Genomic DNA, 18,857 nt, shown 5'->3' with positions numbered 1-18,857 from the left:
CCTTCTTTTCCCATGTCTATTCACATATAATCTTTTCTATAACATTAATGATAAGTTAAGCTGTAAGCCTATTAGACAATCTTAATTTTAAAAATTTTCTTCTTTTCTTAACACATCGGCCATGCTTCTACATTTAATAGTAGTAAAAGACAACTTAAAAAGGAGGGGTTGTATTGAAGAACAAAAAAAATATTGGCTGTTTCGCTCCTTTATCTATCATTTGTCCAGACCCTTGTCCACCGCCCCCTCCTCCAAATCCAAGTTGTGAGCGAGTAACAAATGAATTTGCAGGGAATTTCCTCATAACTAACAACACCATTCCCTCTACCAAAGATGCACTACAATCAATGATACTGTGGCAAAGTGATGGGATACTACTTATATCAGGTACTGTCTCGGTTTACAATAGTACTAGCAGCACTGAAGCAATTACAATTCAAATCATTGGAGCAGTAACCAATATTTTCACTGTGTTTCCTGGCAATACAATATCTTACACAGGTAAAGATTTAAAATCCGTTAGTATTATTAATATACAAAATAATCCTTCACTATATTTAGAAGGCAAGTACTGTTGCCAATTTACATGTTGCTTATAGAATACCAATTTTATTACTTCCTCAATTTAAAAAAAGCATACCATTTACGGTATGCTTTTTTTATGAAATTGGATAACGTACTGTAATACAAAACTCGCCTTGATTAACAGTTGTTCCTGTCGTAGTAATTCGGACAGTAGTAAAATATCGTACAGTAAAAGTACCACTACTTTGTGGTTGTACAGTAATTGTATCAACTACTGTAGCACCGACTAAAAAATCAACTGTAATGGGATTCGCGCCTACATCATATTTCACATAACCTGAACCATATACTTCTTGTGTAATATTATTCGTATATACAATTTGAGTACCAGCACCTGTAATAGACCAGTCTGTACATACTTGATCTTGCACAAGTGTTTTATTAGAACAACAAGACAAACCGGAACTTCTCATTCCCATTTCGATCCTCTCCAATTCTACTATGAAAGTGGATAACGTGTTGTAATACAAAATTCTCCCTGATACGTTCCACCAGGTGTTGCAGGTAACACAACTTGTATACTAGCAAAGCGGCGATACGTAAAAGCGATACTCGTTCCTGGGTTTAATGTTTGTGTATCAATTGTAGCCCCAGCAGAATCAAGCGCTTCTACAGTAATTGGACCTGGACCAACATCATATTTAACAAAACCAGTACCAACTACATTTTGGTTAATATTATTTGTATAAAGAACATTATCAATTGCTGTTGCAACTACAGTAGCAGACCACGGACTACACACTTTATCTTGCACATAATTTTTATCTGGACAGCAAGTTAATGCTGACCCTGAGCACTCACAAGACATAGTTGTTTCCCCTCTCTCTTTTATATTCCCTATATGTGTATGTCCTTCAGAGTCTTTTGCCTGTACTATTCATCCATTTTCAAAAAATAATCCCACCCTAATACTACTAACTAAATAGATTCAGTTTTGTTTCGTTTTTTCATAAATTTATAGATAAAGATACTACCTATAACAATAAGAACAACCACTAATATAGGTAACATATATTGTCCAACAACACCCGCTGCTTTTTCCCAATGCGGACCTAATTTCATTCCAAAATAAATATACAAAGTCGTTAACGGGAACATTGCTACAAATGTATATATGCTAAATTTCCATATGTTCATTTTCGCCATACCACATGGAACGGAAATAAGCGTTCGAACTCCCGGGATGAAGCGTCCTAAAAATGCTACAACTGGCCCATACTTCTCGAAGAAATCATCTGCTTTTTGAATTTGTTCTTCTTTAATAAAGAAGTATTTCCCGTATTTTATTAATAGAGGACGACCACCGTAATACCCGAGCGCATATAACGTTAAAGGTCCTGTCGTTCCGCCAAGCGTTCCAGCTAATACAGCTAGCCAAAAATTCATATCCCCCTCATATACCCAATACCCAACCATGGGCAAAACTACTTCTGCTGGAATAAATTCAAACGTTAATGCTAACACAACTCCAAAATAAGAAAACTGCTTTAAAAACTCGATTATATCTAAAATAATTTGCTCCATATTTTCAACTCCTATCCTACGTTTACGTTATGCTTTTCTTGTAATTGAACTGGCGCCATCTTTACAATTCGGTTCAAAATAAATAACACAATTCCAATATCATCTAAAATACCAATGAACGGTAGGAAGTCTGGAATTAAATCGAGCGGCATCGCTACATAACCAACTAAAAAAGCAATAGATAAAATTTTCTTCTTTATTGAAACCTCTTTTGAAGTAAAAAAGTCAAATAGGAATGGAACAAAACGGCGGACATGAAATACAACTCTTAATCTACTTATAAGTTTTTTCATTTTTATTTCTCCTCTCTTTGTATACAAAAAGGACCCTACCAAATATGGTAAGGGTCCTAAAAAAGACAAGAAGGGGCCTTTACCATTGCTGGTAAAGGTCTCACTAACAACGAAACGTTGCCAATAAAGCCGAGGGTTTCTCCCTGTAATGACGACTTTACTGTAATAAGTTACTCCCCTTTATATACACAGTTTTATACAATCACATTAAAATATTTACCTAAGCTTGTCAATATTTTTTTCATTCACCATTCAGATTATTACATTGTAAAAGACTCTCTTCCATGTTCTCTATTGAAATAAATTGGAGTGTATAACCATCTGGATCATGAAATATTATTCTAACTTCTTCACCGCGGCGCTTTTCTACAAATGATATTTGATAAAACGCTAACTTTTTCTTTAAACGCTCGATATTTGTAGCTTTTAACAATAGTTCCTTCACTGATGACATAACAGTCTCTCTATGCTCTCCCAGTCCCCTGTTTACAACAAAACAAATTCTCGTTGAACCGATATCATACCACACACCTGTTACACGTATTTGTGGCCTCTCCTTGCTCGGTTTAAACCCTAGAATTCCTTCATAAAAATATAATGTTTCCTTTAAGTTTTTAGATTCTAAGACAATACATGTTGTAACACTTTCCATCCGCACTCCCCCTGCCCCTTTTAGTTTTCTATATGAGTCATAATTTGCAATTATGTACGAATACAATACATAGTGATGAATATTTCATTTATAAAGGAGGCGTGTAACATGGATAAATTCATGAAATCTTACATACCTTATCACGGTCCAAATGATCCTTGCCCTCCAATTGGAAAGAAATACTACTCAACTCCCCCACACCTATTTATGGGCTTTCAACCACCTAACTTACCCCAATTCCCACCAAACGAAGCTTTAAGAAAAGGGACTTTATGGCCTGCTTTTTATGATTTTTATGAAAATCCTCACAAAAAAGGACGGTGAATAAAAACGTGACACAAACATTGCCTGATGAATATTACAAATGGATTGAAGAACTACAAGAACTAGACTTTGTATTAGTTGAACTTACCCTCTATTTAGATACGCACCCCGACGATACTGCAGCTATAAATCAATTCAACGATTTTTCTTATAAACGAAGAGTATTAAAACAAAAAATTGAAGAAAAATACGGACCACTTCAGCAGTTTGGAAATAGTTATTCTAACACTCCCTGGGAATGGAGCAAAGGACCGTGGCCATGGCAAATATAAAGTGAAACTTTAATCAGTTGGGGTTTTGTTCATCCCCCACTGATTATTAGCCTTCACCAATCGGGCGTTTACGGGCAGCAGGGCTCCCACCTAACTTTTTTGCCTCAGCCGAATTTTGAGGTGGGAGTCTTACTGCCCTCAAATAGCGGGATAAAGGAGAGAAACTATGTGGATTTATGAAAAAAAATTACAGTATCCTGTTAAGGTGAGTACTTGTAATCCAGCACTCGCAAGATTATTAGTTGAACAGTACGGTGGTGCGGACGGCGAACTAGCTGCTGCTCTGCGCTACTTAAATCAGCGTTATACTATTCCTGACAAAGTCGTTGGCTTACTAACTGATATTGGTACAGAAGAGTTCGCACATTTAGAAATGATTGCTACAATGATTTATAAATTAACAAAAGATGCAACACCTGAACAAATGAAAGCTGCCGGATTAGACGCGCATTATGCGAATCATGATAGCGCCTTGTTTTACCATAATGCAGGTGGTGTTCCTTTTACTGCCACTTACATTCAAGCGAAAGGAGATCCTATCGCAGATTTATACGAGGATATTGCAGCTGAAGAAAAAGCACGAGCGACTTATCAATGGCTAATTGATTTATCAGACGATCCCGATATAAATGATAGCTTACGCTTTTTACGCGAACGAGAAATTGTCCATTCTCAACGTTTCCGAGAGGCTGTAGAAATTTTAAAAGAAGAACGTGATAGGCAAATTTATTTTTAATACACATATCCTAGCGATATGTGTTTTTTTACGTTAAAAGTGAAATTCTTCCTGCATTAACATATAAATAGTATATTTATTCAATTTTACGCATTATTTTAAAATATTTTTAAAATTCCCTCTTGCTTTCTAGTCATCAGACCTTTAAAATAATAACAGTTAATCGACAAATTATTTGAATTTTCGACAAAAAAACGCTCATTAGGAGGCTTTTCTTTATATGCGTACAACTTTAAAACCAGCGCAAATACTTTCGATTAGTTTATTACTATTCGCAGTTTTCTTCGGTGCTGGTAATATGATTTTCCCGCCCCTTCTCGGTCTTTCTTCCGGAGAAAATATGTGGGTTTCCATTACAGGATTTATTATTACAGATGTCGGTTTATCTTTACTAGCTATCGTCGCTGTTGCCCTTGCTGGTGGTAGTTTTAATACTTTAGCGAGCCGTGTTCACCCAAAATTCGCAGCAGTATTCGCTATCATTATTTATCTTTCCATCGGCCCACTATTTGTTATTCCACGAACTGGAACTGTATCTTATGAAATTGGGATTGCACCACTTTTCCCAGATCAATGGTACTCTATGTTAGTTTTTAGTGCGATTTTCTTTATAGTCGTCTACTTCTTATCGTTAAATCCATCCAAATTAGTAGATCATATCGGAAAAATATTAACGCCAATTTTGCTTGGAATTATTGCAATTATGGCAACAAAGGCGATTCTTTCACCAGTATCGTTCGCAGAACCTGTTGGTGACTATAAAGAAATCCCATTTTTCAAAGGATTTCTCGAAGGCTTTTTAACATTAGATGCAATCGGAGCTCTCGTATTATCAACAATTGTTGTAAATGCAATTCGCCAAAACGGTATACAAGATAAGAAATCCATTGCGAAATATACAATTATTTGCGGAAGCATTGCGGCTCTTTTCTTAACAATTGTTTACTTCTTACTAGGTTATATCGGCGCTTCAAACGGAAACTTAGGACAATTTGAAAATGGCGGTCAACTATTAGCAACTATTATGTATCAATTTTTTGGGACAAGCGGTAATGTTTTATTAAGTATCGCAATTATAGCTGCTTGTTTAACGACTGCAATCGGTGTTGTAAGTGCATTCGCCAACTATTTCACAACAGTATTAACAAATGTTTCATATAAGAAGCTTGTACTATACGTTTGTATTTTTAGCTTCGTTATTTCAAACTTAGGATTAAGTTTATTAATCAAAATTACATTACCCGTATTAATTATTTTATATCCAATTACAATCATTTTAATTTTCGTATCATTTATCGATAAATATACGAAACGTAAACCTTCTGTCTATATCGGAGCGATGATCGCAGCATTCATTATTAGCTGTATTCATGCACTTGATAATGTGGGAATGATACCAAGTTTTATCGCTAATATCGTACACACAATTCCTTTTTATAACTTAGGAATCGGCTGGATCGTTCCAGCAATAATCGGTGGTATAATCGGATACTGTATTCCGCAAACAGAAGCTGCAGGTGAAGTTTCTACAAAATAAAGAAAAAAAGCAAGCATGAAATCCATGCTTGCTTCTTTTTATTTTCTATCGCTGAATACAGTATTTGTATATGAGCGAACAGTTAACATATAGTAGCCTAAGTAAATCATGATATACACTCCTATACTACCTAGTAAAGGAAGACTATATTCAAACATCCCTGTAAAGCCCATCAAACTTAAAAATGCAAAGAATGTATGACAAATCGCAAGCAGTAATGGTACTACGAAAATCGCTCCTACTTGTTTTCTTACAGACTCTGTTGCTTCTCTTTTCGTTAGTCCGATTTTCTTTAACATTCCATATGCTGGTCGCTCTGCCAGCGCTTCTGTTATTTGTTTAAAGTATAAAATACAGCCAGTAGCCAGAATAAAAACAATCCCTAAAAATACACTTGCAAATAACAACACTGCACCATCTTGCAACTCAGCTTGACTCGCCTGTTCAAATGATTGGAATTTCGCTTCCTTAAAAAGAATAGTCTCTAGCTCTTTCGTTAGCTCTCTACTACCGTTTCCTTCAACGATAAATCCACTTACCTTTGAAACAGCATTTCCTTGCTGCAACTTATTAAATAACGAGTCTTGAACAACAAGTCCAACTGGCGCAAGTTTCGCACTAACAATTGTTTCCTCACGATGCTCAACAATTGTTATACCATTCTTCATCCCTTCAAAGGACACGTTGTTTCCTTCAAGCGAATTCTTTTCAATGTTATATGATTTATACGGATCTAATAAAATTGCTTCCTTTTCCGAATGAAGCACAGCTTTTTTATTCCCTAACATAGAAGCTGATTTATTAAAATCCGACTCTTTTATAACTTGTACATTACCATTACCTATTAAATACCCAGTTAATATTTGTTCTCCCTCTATCTTTCCTTGCATAGAAAGTAAAGCTACGGACGTTTCATTTTTTATTCCTAACTCATGTTTTTGAATTTCTTCTCTAACTTTCTTATCTAATTCCTTTCCAGTTGTTACATACTCATAACTAACTGGATTCATTAATGTCGCCGTTTTCTGAGCCCCATAATACATACTAGAACTAATCCCAATTGTACATAACGTCACTGCACTTAATAAAGATAATAACGCAAGCATCTTTACGTTCCCTTTTATTCTAAAGAACAGTGAAGAAATCGATAAAATGTTCGTTCCATTCCAATATTTCGTTTTATCTCCCTTTATTTTATGGAGTGATTTCACTGTATACTGCTCGAATAGTAAAAACGTACCTTTTACAATACACCCAAAAATAATTAGACCTGTAATAAAAATTGCTCCAAACCCAAAAACTTGTGTGAGTAACGCAATTATATAACCTGTAATTAATAAAACAATCGCTCGTTTTGCCTTCTTACTTGAATACGTAGGTGCCTCTTCTTTCTGATTTTCACCATATAGTAATTCAACTAAACGATACTCATAAATTAACTTTTTACTTTTCCATGATGCAATAAAAAAAATCGCACCTATCGTTATAAGAACTTCTACTATAGACAAAAATGAAATCGTAAATGTAAAAGTAAACGCACTTCCCATTAGCTTCACAAGAAGCCCTGCACATATATTCGCTATAAATAAACCAGAAATAATACCTAATACACTTGCCGCAGCACCAACTAGTAATGTTTCATAAAAGAGTAACTTCGCAATTTCTTCTTTACGGATACCTAGTAAACTGTATAGCGCAATTTCTTTTTTCTTCTTTCGCAAAAAGAAGCTATTACAATAAAAAATAAATATCGTCAAAAAGATAATCAATAATATTTGTGCAAACGTAAATGTCGTTTCCACCTTATCCGACTCTTTCAAAAGCGCTACTACACTTTCATTTCGTTTAATCGATACGAATGTAAAATAAATAATAATGCTGCCTACTAAAGAAATAAAGTATAGAAAATAATCTTTAATATTTCGTTTTATACTACGCTTTGATACTTCTAAAAAATCCATCGTATACCTCCATCCGCTCTCGCATGTCTCTATACATGCAGTGTATACGAAAAAAAACTTCCTCCCTATCGATTTTCATTACACCTCTCTTACGATATTGTAATATAACAAAATAAAAGAACCTAGTTTCCTAGGCTCTTCACATCGTATGTTTAAAAGTAAATAACTCTTCTTTTGACTGCACAGCAGGCTGTTCCTCTTCTACATATTTCCTCTTTCTCTCTCCTCCTAATCTTACTTTCAACATCGCCTCTTCTATACTTTTCACAATCATATTTCCTGAAAAAATAGTAAGCCCGAAAAATGTAATTGGGACGAGAGGAATCCATGGATGCACTGTTAATGACCTAAAGTATACTCCAATTAAACCTGACCATTCATGCGTATAAGATTCCACTTCTTCCACCGGCCCCATAAAGTTAACTGTTTCACCAAAGAATACCTCCAGTAACCCTAAGTGCAGTAAAATAGTAAGAGTCTGCGTAAACTGTTGAAGAAATACGAGTATAAACGTCATATAGAGATGCGGAAAAAGATGTTTTATAACAATACGTCTTCTCGATCCGCCTAATATGCGCGCGGCATCAATAAATTCTTCCGTTTGTAATTTACGAACTTCCTTCGCAACATACAGTGCAATAACTGGCATCACAAGCATTACGAGTAATACCACTTGAAACGAAGCTCTTTCAAAAAAGGTTGTTGTTTCCTCCCCACTCCCAAATGCATTTGCAAGGTGAAGAAAAAAATACGCAATCATAACTGTTGGAATAACTGTAAAACTATCAAAAAAAGCCTCGATTTTTGAAAACCCTCTTTTTACATATGTTCCAAGCACAACACCAAAAAACACACCTATCACCATTCTAAGTGCCGCAATTAAAATAGATATACCAATCGTCCACTTCGCACCTTCAATGACTAAATGTAACAGGTCGTATCCTTTCCGGTCTGTCCCAAGTAAAAATTGTAATGAAGGTGAAAACGGTGGCACTTGTGGATTTTCATCCGCATCATATTGCAATGTAACTTGTCTAATATGTCCATCATTCCATATCGTATTTCCGATGCTCAAAAGAACTAATATGAGAAGAAACCCAATGCTTATCCAAAATCTTTTATCGCGTTTTATATACGTCCACATATTATAGTCTCTCCTTCATCGCAGCTGGAATGAGATAATGAAACAATTTAAACAAAATAAAAATCGGAATATAAATAAGCAGCACACTAACGATGAAAACCTCAACCCTAATACTCTCATACGATTTCAAAAACATAAAAATACCACCCGTATTAAAAATCCATTCTATAATATATAAATTAGATAACATAAAAAAGATATTCGTTTTCGCAAAGTAAAGTGTACTAAGCAACACATTTCGTAAAACATGACGATTTAAAATATGAAAACGATTCAGCCCTTTCGCCTTAGCAAATAGTACATAATCTTTTTCTAGCTCATTTTCAAAACGAAGCACTAACATTTTTACGAACAGAATCGTAGTCGGTATACTCAAACAAAATATCGGCAATCCTCTAATCGACTCGCCTCCAATTGACGCAATTTGAAAAGGTAAAAAGCCTGTTCTTTTAAAAAACCATATAACCAAAATTTGTGATACTAAAATAAGTAGAATGTCTGGAATAGATTCTAGGAAGATGAGAAATGATTTAATGCGATGCTGTATACGCGGTGAACTATTCATAATGACATAAACAATACAAAATGCTACAAATAATGAAATGAAAAAAGCCGCCAAAAAAATCACAATCGTTTCTTTATAATGGACGAACAACTGCGGAAATAAAAATTTACCTCTCACATATTGAAAATTGGAGATATCCATTAAGTTCACAAACACTTCTTTTAAACTCTGTATGTACTTTGATGCATGCAACTCAAATCCGTAAAATAATTTCGGTAATGCCCCTAAACAAATAATACCCAAAATCGAAATAATAAATTGAACCGTCACTTCCATCCCATTCAGAAAAACTTTTTTGACCACGTTTTCCCTTCTCTCTATATATAATTTACCCTCTAATTTTATTCTTAATTTTCTGAATTATAAATATTTATAAAGAAAAATCACTAGGTTATGACCCTAGTGATTCTTTATGCGCATGCCCTTCTCTTTTCGCAAACGGTATATACAAAATGAAACATCCCATAAGCGCAGCTATTTCTAATGAAATAATATAGTAGGGATGCGGCCCTAACATATCGAGTAATGAAGCAGTTTCTGGCTTATGAGCTAAAAACATATAATTGCCACCCGTTTTATAATTAACAAACGAAACGATTGGAATTACTATGTTTAAAAATATCATCGTACGCTTAATCGATTGCAAGGTAGGTCTATATCCTTCTACCCACGTCATAAAGAGCGGTGCCCAAATGAGTAATACATGTGCAATGAAGAATTCTATAAAGCGAAAATGCGGAAAAGCGTATTGCACGTTCGGCGTTAAAATGGCTTGCGATGCACCGATAATTCCTGTAAAAAACACAATCTCATATATTCGATAGCTTTTCGTTACAATCATAATCGATGCTAATAATAAACTAATCGTACATAACTCAAATGGTAATGAAGTGCCTAGCTCAAAAATACCGGCTTTCCATTCCCACATATGAAGTCCAATCTCACTTCCTATAAATAGAAATGCAATCGCATATCGAACCGTTATATTCCACTCACTTTGACGCAATAAATCTTGGTATTGATACAGAAAAAATATCCCCACCAACATAATAAATAATATAATGACATGTTGCCTCGAGTACGGAATAAATGGTTTTAATGGATGCGCACTAAAATAAGCTTCCATCTTCCTTCCTCCTCTCCTTCATACAATATTATTGTTAGAAAGAAACGACGAGTCAATTCATTTGCTTAAACTAGGACAACCTCCACCTTACATTTACATATTTATACCTTACAAAACTGTAAGGTTATTGTAAGCTAAAACGATTTGTAAGATTCTTCACCTCTTCTATACTTAATGTAGATACTAAAACGAACGAAAAGGTGATAAATAGATGAAGAAGAAAAATAAAGTGTTAATTACTAGTGTAGTAGCGATCGGAATTGCAGCTGGATCATATTTTGCTTTAGCTGGCGGTAGTTCAGAAGTAGCAATGGCATATAGCGGATATAAAGTAACAGAAAAACAAATTGAAAACGCGCAAAAATTTGGCGGTGAAGTCATTCCAAACGGCATCGAAACAATTTCATTTGATCCAACAAAAGGTACGTATGAATTAGCTGTTAAAAAAGGTGACGAAGTGAAAAAAGGGCAGCTTCTATTTAAATATAATGACCCTACTGCTAAACAAGGTGTAACAGAAGCAGAAATGCAAAAGAAAATTGCACAAAAAGAAGTGACATTATATCAAAAACAAATTGATGCAGCGAAACAAAAATTACAAAAAGATAAAAATGCAGGTCTTCCTCAGGAAGCATTAAAGGCATCGGAAGTCGAAGTGCAACAATTAGAATCACAACTTGAAATGAAAAAGTTTGAAGTAGAAAAAGCTGATGAAATGATTAAAGCAGCAAAAGAGAAAGTAAACACACTTTCTGTAACGAGTCCAACCGACGGTGTAATTGATGATATCGTAAAAACTGCTGATGAAAAAACAGGTATGAGTGGCATTACACTTCGTCACGCTGGTCAATTTAAAGTAAAAGGTCAACTTTCTGAATATGAACTTGCTAGTATGAAAGTTGGGCAAGAAGTAACTGTTTCATCAAAAACTGTCGCTGGTAAGACTTGGACAGGAAAAGTAACAGAAATCGGTTCTACACCATTAAAGAGCATGGACGAAAATAAAACTGTTTCTAATTATCAATTCACTGTCACATTAGATAATAGTGAAGAATTACAAAACGGCTTCCATGTTTACGTAACAAGTAAATCTGGCGAAGCAACTGGTACGATTGTTCCGAAAAGCAGCATTGTGAAAAAAGGTGACAAAAATGTTGTCTTCGTTGTAAAAGACGGTAAAGCGAAAGAACAAGCAGTTACTGTTGAATTCGAGACAGATAGCGAAGCAAAAGTTTCTGGAGTGAAAAAAGGAGAGGAAATTATCTCTAAACCTGAAAAAGACTTAAAAGACGGTATGGAGGTTGTCACTCAATGATTAACTTAAAAGGCATCACGAAATCTTTCCAAAATGGTGCAGAGTCCGTTCAAATATTACACGGAATTGATGTAACACTAAACCAAGGAGAATTCACTTCTATTATGGGACCATCTGGTTCTGGTAAATCAACATTAATGAACATTATCGGTTGCTTAGATAAGCCAACGACAGGTGCGTACGAACTAGCTGGTCAAAACATTTCAAACATGTCTGAAACAGAACTTGCACATGTTCGTAATAAAGAGATCGGATTCATATTCCAAAACTTTATGTTATTACCGAGACTTACAGCACTTCAAAATGTAGAACTACCTCTTATTTACGCTGGAGTCGATAAAAAAGAAAGACGTGAGCGCTCATTAGCAGCTTTAACAAAAGTCAGTTTAGCTGATCGTGCTACTCACTTACCAAATGAATTGTCAGGTGGACAAAAGCAGCGTGTCGCAGTCGCACGTGCAATCGTAAATAACCCGAAATTTCTCTTAGCAGATGAACCGACGGGTGCACTTGATACGAAAACAAGTACACAAATTATGGATCTCTTTTACGAATTAAACAAACAAGGCTCAACAATCATTATGATTACCCACGATCGTGAAATTGGGGAAGCGGCAGCACGTCAAATTGTAATTCGTGACGGAAATATCGTCCAAGATTGGAGAGGTTAATTTTGAACACGAGTGAAAATATACGCATGGCCCTTTCCTCTATCTTTGCTCATAAAATGCGTTCTATATTAACAATGCTAGGTATTATTATCGGTATTAGCGCCATTATTACTATCATTTCAATGGGTGATGGTACAAATGCAAAGTTTAAAAAAGAGTTAGGCCAAGGAAAAGATACTGAAGTAACGATTTACTACAACAACCCTGATTATGGAACTGATAGTGCCAAAATCACACCTGATATGCTAAAACGTCTTCAAACTGTACCAGGCGTTAAAGATGTTTATCCAGATGTAAGTATGAAAGTAAAAGCATCTTCTGGTTCAAAAGATGTCTCTCTTGATTTAAAAGGTGGAACAGGCGCCTTTATGACAGATTCGAAAATAAAATTAGTTCACGGTCGTGAATTAAACGACAGCGAATTAAACCAAGCAATCCCTGCTGTTATATTAAATGAAGAAGCTTTCAACAAATTATTTAGTGGTTGGGAATCCAATTTATACACAGATGTAAAAGGAAAGCCGTATAAAATAGTCGGTGTATACGAAACGAAAAACGAATTTGGAATGGCTATGCCTGAAGGTTATACATCTCTTGAAAACGCGCCTGTCATTTCAGGAGTAAATGAGTATGACTCTGTAAAATTAACAATGACCTCTCCAACAGAACGTAAAAGTGTAGAAAAACAAGCTGTTTCTGTTTTAAACGACATGAAAGCTCCTAAATTCGAGCACAAATTCGAAGCACAGGACTTAGGTGAATTTACGAAGCAATTAGACGAATCCATCGGTATGATGAAAATGGTATTCGGTGGCATTGCCGCTATCTCCTTACTTGTTGGTGGTATCGGTGTAATGAACATCATGCTTGTATCTGTAACAGAACGTACACGTGAAATCGGTATTCGTAAAGCACTTGGTGCAACGCGCGGTAAAGTATTAACACAATTCTTAATTGAATCTTGTATTTTAACAGGACTCGGTGGTTTCATCGGATTCATGCTTGGTATTTTCTTCGCTTGGATCGTCTCAATCTTTGCCGGATGGCCACTCGTTATCTCAAAAGAACTTGGACTTCTTTCAGTAGGTATCTCAATGCTAATCGGTATTGCATTCGGTTTACTACCAGCAAACAAAGCTGCTAAACTTGATCCAATTGAATGTTTACGATATGAGTAAATAAAAAACGTAGGAGTTTACACTCCTACGTTTTTTATTTTGTTGAAGGCAAATGTAATTTCATCGACGTTTTGACAAAAATAAGAACCTCTAACTTCTATTATATAAAGTGAAACTATAATCAGTGGGGGTTTTGTTCATCCCCCACTGATTATTAGCCTTCACCAATCGGGCTTTTACGGGCAGTTAATCTCCCACCTAACTTCTTTGCTTCAGCCGAATTTTGAGGTGAGGGTTTTACTGCCCACAAATAGCGGGATAATTCTACTGCAACTCGCGAACCAATTCATAACGATATCATCCCTTTAAATCATGTTTCTTCTATTATATATGTTTCATGTTGCGATTATCTTTTTATCATTTAAACTTTCATTTCTCACGAAAGCTATCAAGCAATCCTATTATTGCAAAAATAATATGTAAAAGAACAAATTCAAGGCGTAATTTTTTCCATACTACAACTTATTTTGTAACAATTATATCTTTATTTCATTAAAATCCCCCCTATATATACGACTTCACACACAAGAAGATTATATTTTCATAACTACATTGCGATTCAAATAGTTAAATACCCCTTTTTTGTAACGTTACAGAAACATCTGAGTAACACCACTGATACATTATTAATCTATTAGTAATTAAAAAAGTGTTGATTTTATGAATCGTATGTTCTAATCCCCTCAAAAACGCAAAGAAAACGCTATCAGGATATTAATGGAATTATTACAGAATATTAATGCCTCGTTACGAATGCTTTGTAGTTTTGTGTTTTCCGCAAATAAGAAAATAATGGTTGCTATAATGAGGTCAACGAAAACAAATGCAATGGAGGCTATTATGAAAAAATTTATGGGTATAGCAACAGCAGCGGTTTTTGGTCTTGGGATTTTCACAACATCTGCTAAAGCAGAAACAATCGTAACGACTGATGTACTAAATGTACGAGAAAACCCAACTACTGAATCACAAGTTGTCGGAAAGTTATTAGATGGATATAAAGTTAACGTTTTACATACAGAAAACGGATGGTCAAAAGTTAAATTAAATAGTGGTAAAGAGGCTTTCATAAGCGCTGACTACACAAAAGATACTTACTACGTAACAGCAAACGTATTAAACGTACGTGCTGGAGCGAATACAGATTCAGCGATTCTTGGTAAATTGAAAAAAGATGATGTAATCGAAACAACACACCAAGTACAAAATGATTGGATCCAATTTGAATATAACGGTCAAACAGCTTATGTACACATTCCTTACTTAACAGGAAAAGCACCAGTTAAAGTTCAGCCAGTAGTTAAAGCTGAAAAAGTAACTAACGTTCAAGATACAGCTAAAGTTCGTGAAGCAGTTAAAGCCGGGGAAGTAGCTGAAACTCAAGCAAAAGCTAAGGCTCAAGAAGCAACTAAAGCTCGTGAAGTAGCTGAAACTCAAGCAAAAGCTAAGGCTCAAGAAGCAACTAAAGCTCGTGAAGCAGCTGAAACTCAAGCTGAAGCTAAGGCTCAAGAAGCGGCTAAAGCTCGTGAAGCAGCTAAAGCTCAAGAAGCAACTGAAGCAGCTAAAGCTCAAGCAGAAGCTAAGGCTCAAGAAGCAGCTAAAGCTCGTGAAGCAGCTAAAGCTCAGGCAGCAGCTGAAGCTCAAGCAGAAGCTAAAGCTCAAGAAGCAGCTAAGGCTCGTGAAGCGGCTAAAGCTCAAGCAGAAGCTAAGGCTCAAGAAGCAGCTGAAGCTCGTGAAGCTGCTAAGGCTCAAGAGGCAGCTAAAGCTCGTGAAGCGGCTAAAGCTCAAAAACCAGCTACACAACAACCTGTTGCAAAAGAAACTGAAACAAGTGCACCATCTTCTTCTCGTGAATTAAGAGTTCAAGCAACAGCTTACACAGCGGATCCACTTGAAAATGGTTACAAAGCAGGAGACCAAGTAAAATCAGCTATGGGTCATAACTTAACAGCTAATCCAAACATGAAACTAATTGCAGTTGATCCAAGTGTCATTCCATTAGGTTCAAAAGTATGGGTTGAAGGTTACGGAGTAGCAATCGCTGGTGATACTGGTGGAGCTATTAAAGGAAATAAAATTGACGTTTTAATGCCAGATAAAGGTACATCAAGTAACTGGGGACGTAAAACAGTTACAGTGAAAGTTTTAAACTAATTACTATATAAAAAAGAGTCAGTCTCAACGTTGAGACTGACTCTTTTTTTATGATTCTTATATTCTTTCTCCTTCTCCCCCGTCCAAGTTAAATCTATCCCTTTGAATTCTATATACGATAGACTACTATTTCAACAGAAAAAAGAGGATGCTATAGCATCCTCTCTTACCTTCCCTATTCCACACAAGTAAACTGTGTCCAAGCTCCTACATAATCTAGTAAGAATAACTCTTCTTCTGCAATTGTACCGACAATATTTTTCCGTTCATCTATTGGCATTTCTTTCAGAATGATTTGTAGTTCACCTTTATACTTTCCGAATAGGTTATTACCAATTACAACTTGCCCTCTTTCCTGTCGTACACTTTCGCGCACTGGGAAGTCATAGTCTTTGTACTTTTTACGTACTTCTGTAGAACGTACCATATACTCTGTTATGTCACCGCGTCTTACGTGTAATTCTTGCAGTGTCGCTCTCTTCTCTACTTCAGTCGCTTCGTCTACAAATTGTACCTTTAGCTGTAACATGTAACGATTTAAGTTTCCTAGTTTCTCTAACTCTTCTTCACTCGCATAAGCATTTCCGATAATAACATCATCAATAAGCCCTGTTGCCCATAAATGTTTCGCTTGTACTTCAATTGGTAAGTTACGATGTTGTTCTAACGTACATAATCCGTCATTAATATCCCATGGACCTATGTCAGCTACATGCGATGTAATAAAGGCTGCACTGCGAATACCATGCTTTTTGAAGCGTTCACTACAGCGAATGAAATAATCATACGGAAGACCAGTAAATTTTTGCGGATAAAAATTGTGACAACCAATTAAAGCTGATTTATTCGCTTGATGCGAAAGGATATTTTCTAAATAGGCAATATCATTACTTACATTCAGCTCAATTTTTAAGCCATATGGATTATTCGTCATTTTCGCTTCTGTTAACCCGTCAAACCCTACATCTAAACGAATTCCATCCGCGCCTAGCTCTGCAAAGAATGATAGATCACTATAACTAACACCAAGTTGATCGAATACAGCTGGAGCTACATCTAAAATAACTTCCATATTGTTATCTTTTGCATGATTAATAATTTCTTTAAATTCAGCTACAATTTCTTCTTTCGGACGATTAACAGACAGTAAACAAGTGAATATTCTTGAAAAACCGTGGCGTGCCGCTGCCGAAATGTATGCCATATCTTGTTCTTTCGTTGAATGCTCTGGATAAAGTGAAATTCCTAATTTACGCTCCATGCTTTTGCATCTCCTTCACACGTTGTATTAATGCCATGCTCGTAAATCTATATTTTGCAGATAAACATGTTGCACATAAAATCGTTGGTACGATGATAAAGTACGGTGATTCTAAACTAAATACCACATAAACTCCCATTGAACATCCAATAAATAATATCGACACAAGTAGTAAAACTAATAGCGATTTACTTTGTACCCACTTTGAATAATGTGCAATACACTGCCCCGCCACGAATGTAATTAAGATGATAATTGCTCCGAGCATTCTGTTTTCTCCTCTCCTGCTAATTGTTGCTTCTCATACATTTTGAAGAATGGATAGTAAATAACGAATGAGATAACAAAGTTAACAAGTACAAGTACACCGGCCATAATTGTCCAGTCCGTACTAATAATCGCTGCAATTGGCGCTAACATCGTAAATGGCAGCTTCGCCATCATGAGCGGAATCACACCTGAAACAACTGCGAAATATGATACTGTCGTTGTAACTAGCGGTGTAATAACGAATGGAATAATTAAGATCGGGTTCATTACAATTGGTGCCCCGAAAATAATTGGCTCGTTAATATTGAATAATCCTGGTACGAATGATAATCTACCTAACTCTTTTAAGAACTTAGATTTAGAGAACATAAACATAATTACTAAAGCTAACGTTGAGCCTGATCCACCGATCCATACGAACCATTGAATAAATTGCTCTGTAAATAAGTTTGGTAACTGATGTGCATTTCCTGTAGCCGTGAACACTTCCATATTTTCAAGAATTGCTGAATCCCACATCGGACGGATGATTGGTCCTAAAATCGCTGGGCCATGTATACCGAACGACCAGAAGAACACGATTAAGAATACTGTTAATAAACCGCCGAATAAATTATTTCCTACTAATACTGATTTTAATGGTGCGATTAAATATGTGATTGTTGTGTTTACATCAAATTTCAAACCGTAACGAATACCCCAGAATAAAAGAATAACTACTAGAGTTGGAATTAATGCTGCAAACGAGTTTGCAACTGCTGGTGGTACACTATCTGGTAATTTAATCGAGATATTATGCTTAATCATAAAGTGATAAATTTCTACTGCAATTAATGCTGTAACAATTGCTCCGAATAAAGAAGTTGCACTTAATGTCCCTACTGAAATATATCTTCCTGCATCAATAACACCTGGTACAGCTTTTGTTATTTGAATTGGTTCAACTGATGCTAGTAAAAAGGCGAGTACAGATAATAATCCTGCACTTAATTGATTGAGCTGATAAAAGTTCGCGAGTGAGGCCCCTACCCCAAATGCTGCGTATAAAGCCATTAAGCCTACTGTAAATCGGAATGGAATATCTAAAATATGACGAAACGGTGCAATCCACTCCATATATGCATCAATTGGTAAGTTTAAAAAGATAACGAAAAATGACCCGACAATCGTTAACGGTAATGTAGAAATAACTCCATTTCGAATTGCTAATAAATGTCGTTGCCCCGCAATCTTTTGCGTTGTTGGCATAATCTTCTGTTCCATAAAACTCATAAAACCATTCATCGATA

General features: G+C 35.7%; 21 protein-coding genes. 9 read left to right on the top strand and 12 right to left on the bottom strand.

Features of this window, described 5'->3' with window-relative positions; all coding sequences use genetic code 11:
• Positions 1-173: 173 nt before the first annotated feature.
• A complete protein-coding gene (locus NSQ08_RS02685; protein ID WP_002087412.1) occupies positions 174-599 on the top strand; it encodes an S-Ena type endospore appendage in 426 nt (141 codons plus the stop codon).
• 60 nt (positions 600-659) lie between these two features.
• Here NSQ08_RS02685 and NSQ08_RS02680 read toward each other — a convergent pair whose 3' ends face one another.
• The 5 genes from NSQ08_RS02680 to NSQ08_RS02660 all read right to left on the bottom strand — a co-directional run bounded on the left by NSQ08_RS02680 (position 660) and on the right by NSQ08_RS02660 (position 3,054).
• Positions 660-1,004: a DUF3992 domain-containing protein gene (locus tag NSQ08_RS02680; RefSeq protein ID WP_000525803.1), complete on the bottom strand. Its 345-nt coding sequence runs from the start codon at positions 1,002-1,004 to the stop codon at positions 660-662.
• Between the two features lie 20 nt (positions 1,005-1,024).
• Positions 1,025-1,393: a DUF3992 domain-containing protein gene (locus NSQ08_RS02675; RefSeq protein WP_002087413.1), complete on the bottom strand. Its 369-nt coding sequence runs from the start codon at positions 1,391-1,393 to the stop codon at positions 1,025-1,027.
• 110 nt (positions 1,394-1,503) lie between these two features.
• Positions 1,504-2,109 carry a DedA family protein gene (locus tag NSQ08_RS02670; RefSeq protein ID WP_002140485.1) on the bottom strand — a complete coding sequence of 202 codons (606 nt, stop codon included), beginning with the start codon at positions 2,107-2,109 and terminating at the stop codon, positions 1,504-1,506.
• A gap of 11 nt (positions 2,110-2,120) precedes the next feature.
• Positions 2,121-2,402 (bottom strand): YkvA family protein, encoded by a 282-nt coding sequence (locus tag NSQ08_RS02665; RefSeq protein WP_000733844.1) that lies wholly within the window; start codon positions 2,400-2,402, stop codon positions 2,121-2,123.
• Positions 2,403-2,643: 241 nt separating this feature from the next.
• The gene (locus tag NSQ08_RS02660) at positions 2,644-3,054 is read right to left on the bottom strand and encodes a VOC family protein (RefSeq protein ID WP_340771186.1); all 411 of its coding nucleotides are present in this window, start codon (positions 3,052-3,054) and stop codon (positions 2,644-2,646) included.
• A gap of 108 nt (positions 3,055-3,162) precedes the next feature.
• On the opposite strand from NSQ08_RS02660, the gene NSQ08_RS02655 reads away from it, so the two are divergent.
• The 4 genes from NSQ08_RS02655 to brnQ2 all read left to right on the top strand — a co-directional run bounded on the left by NSQ08_RS02655 (position 3,163) and on the right by brnQ2 (position 5,923).
• The gene (locus NSQ08_RS02655; RefSeq protein ID WP_002193326.1) at positions 3,163-3,378 is read left to right on the top strand and encodes a spore coat associated protein CotJA; all 216 of its coding nucleotides are present in this window, start codon (positions 3,163-3,165) and stop codon (positions 3,376-3,378) included.
• An 8-nt stretch (positions 3,379-3,386) separates the two neighbouring features.
• Positions 3,387-3,650, top strand: a complete 264-nt coding sequence (locus NSQ08_RS02650; protein WP_340771180.1) for a spore coat protein CotJB — start codon at positions 3,387-3,389, stop codon at positions 3,648-3,650.
• Between the two features lie 166 nt (positions 3,651-3,816).
• On the top strand, positions 3,817-4,386 hold the full coding sequence (gene cotJC, locus NSQ08_RS02645) for a spore coat protein CotJC (protein WP_002140479.1): 570 nt from the start codon (positions 3,817-3,819) through the stop codon (positions 4,384-4,386).
• A gap of 220 nt (positions 4,387-4,606) precedes the next feature.
• Positions 4,607-5,923, top strand: coding sequence for a branched-chain amino acid transport system II carrier protein BrnQ2 (brnQ2, locus tag NSQ08_RS02640; protein ID WP_002029943.1), 1,317 nt, complete (start codon positions 4,607-4,609; stop codon positions 5,921-5,923).
• A 38-nt stretch (positions 5,924-5,961) separates the two neighbouring features.
• Here the strand turns inward: brnQ2 and NSQ08_RS02635 are convergent, their stop codons facing one another.
• The 4 genes from NSQ08_RS02635 to NSQ08_RS02620 form a co-directional block, all read right to left on the bottom strand.
• Entirely contained in the window at positions 5,962-7,884 is a 1,923-nt protein-coding gene (locus tag NSQ08_RS02635) for an ABC transporter permease (protein WP_340771175.1), read from the bottom strand.
• A 139-nt stretch (positions 7,885-8,023) separates the two neighbouring features.
• The gene (locus NSQ08_RS02630) at positions 8,024-9,028 is read right to left on the bottom strand and encodes an ABC transporter permease (RefSeq protein WP_340771172.1); all 1,005 of its coding nucleotides are present in this window, start codon (positions 9,026-9,028) and stop codon (positions 8,024-8,026) included.
• A gap of 1 nt (position 9,029) precedes the next feature.
• Complete coding sequence (locus NSQ08_RS02625; RefSeq protein WP_002140474.1) at positions 9,030-9,896, bottom strand: ABC transporter permease subunit; 867 nt, start codon at positions 9,894-9,896, stop codon at positions 9,030-9,032.
• 88 nt (positions 9,897-9,984) lie between these two features.
• Positions 9,985-10,719, bottom strand: coding sequence for a YwaF family protein (locus NSQ08_RS02620; protein WP_002029937.1), 735 nt, complete (start codon positions 10,717-10,719; stop codon positions 9,985-9,987).
• Between the two features lie 211 nt (positions 10,720-10,930).
• Between NSQ08_RS02620 and NSQ08_RS02615 the strand changes: the two genes are divergently transcribed.
• The 4 genes from NSQ08_RS02615 (at position 10,931) to entC (ending at position 16,037) form a co-directional block, all read left to right on the top strand.
• A complete protein-coding gene (locus NSQ08_RS02615; protein ID WP_002010766.1) occupies positions 10,931-12,034 on the top strand; it encodes an efflux RND transporter periplasmic adaptor subunit in 1,104 nt (367 codons plus the stop codon).
• Entirely contained in the window at positions 12,031-12,705 is a 675-nt protein-coding gene (locus tag NSQ08_RS02610) for an ABC transporter ATP-binding protein (RefSeq protein WP_002087431.1), read from the top strand. Before NSQ08_RS02615 ends, NSQ08_RS02610 begins: the two co-directional genes overlap by 4 nt.
• Positions 12,706-12,731: 26 nt before the next feature.
• Positions 12,732-13,883, top strand: coding sequence for an ABC transporter permease (locus NSQ08_RS02605; RefSeq protein ID WP_002029935.1), 1,152 nt, complete (start codon positions 12,732-12,734; stop codon positions 13,881-13,883).
• A gap of 717 nt (positions 13,884-14,600) precedes the next feature.
• Complete coding sequence (gene entC / locus NSQ08_RS02600; protein WP_159146264.1) at positions 14,601-16,037, top strand: cell wall-binding protein EntC; 1,437 nt, start codon at positions 14,601-14,603, stop codon at positions 16,035-16,037.
• Between the two features lie 175 nt (positions 16,038-16,212).
• Here the strand turns inward: entC and NSQ08_RS02595 are convergent, their stop codons facing one another.
• From NSQ08_RS02595 to NSQ08_RS02585, 3 genes are read right to left on the bottom strand one after another with little or no spacing between them, the layout of a single operon-like run.
• Complete coding sequence (locus NSQ08_RS02595) at positions 16,213-17,298, bottom strand: DUF871 domain-containing protein (RefSeq protein ID WP_002029931.1); 1,086 nt, start codon at positions 17,296-17,298, stop codon at positions 16,213-16,215.
• Complete coding sequence (locus NSQ08_RS02590; protein ID WP_002140469.1) at positions 17,288-17,566, bottom strand: hypothetical protein; 279 nt, start codon at positions 17,564-17,566, stop codon at positions 17,288-17,290. The genes NSQ08_RS02595 and NSQ08_RS02590 overlap by 11 nt, the downstream gene beginning before the upstream one ends.
• A complete protein-coding gene (locus NSQ08_RS02585; protein ID WP_002140468.1) occupies positions 17,542-18,852 on the bottom strand; it encodes a PTS sugar transporter subunit IIC in 1,311 nt (436 codons plus the stop codon). Before NSQ08_RS02585 ends, NSQ08_RS02590 begins: the two co-directional genes overlap by 25 nt.
• Positions 18,853-18,857: the final 5 nt, after the last annotated feature.

It is taken from the genome of Bacillus sp. FSL E2-8887, from assembly GCF_038007205.1.
Lineage (GTDB): Bacteria > Bacillota > Bacilli > Bacillales > Bacillaceae_G > Bacillus_A > Bacillus_A mycoides.
The sequence above is the reverse complement of the archived record's forward strand: the minus strand, read 5'-3'. Positions and strand labels throughout refer to the sequence as shown.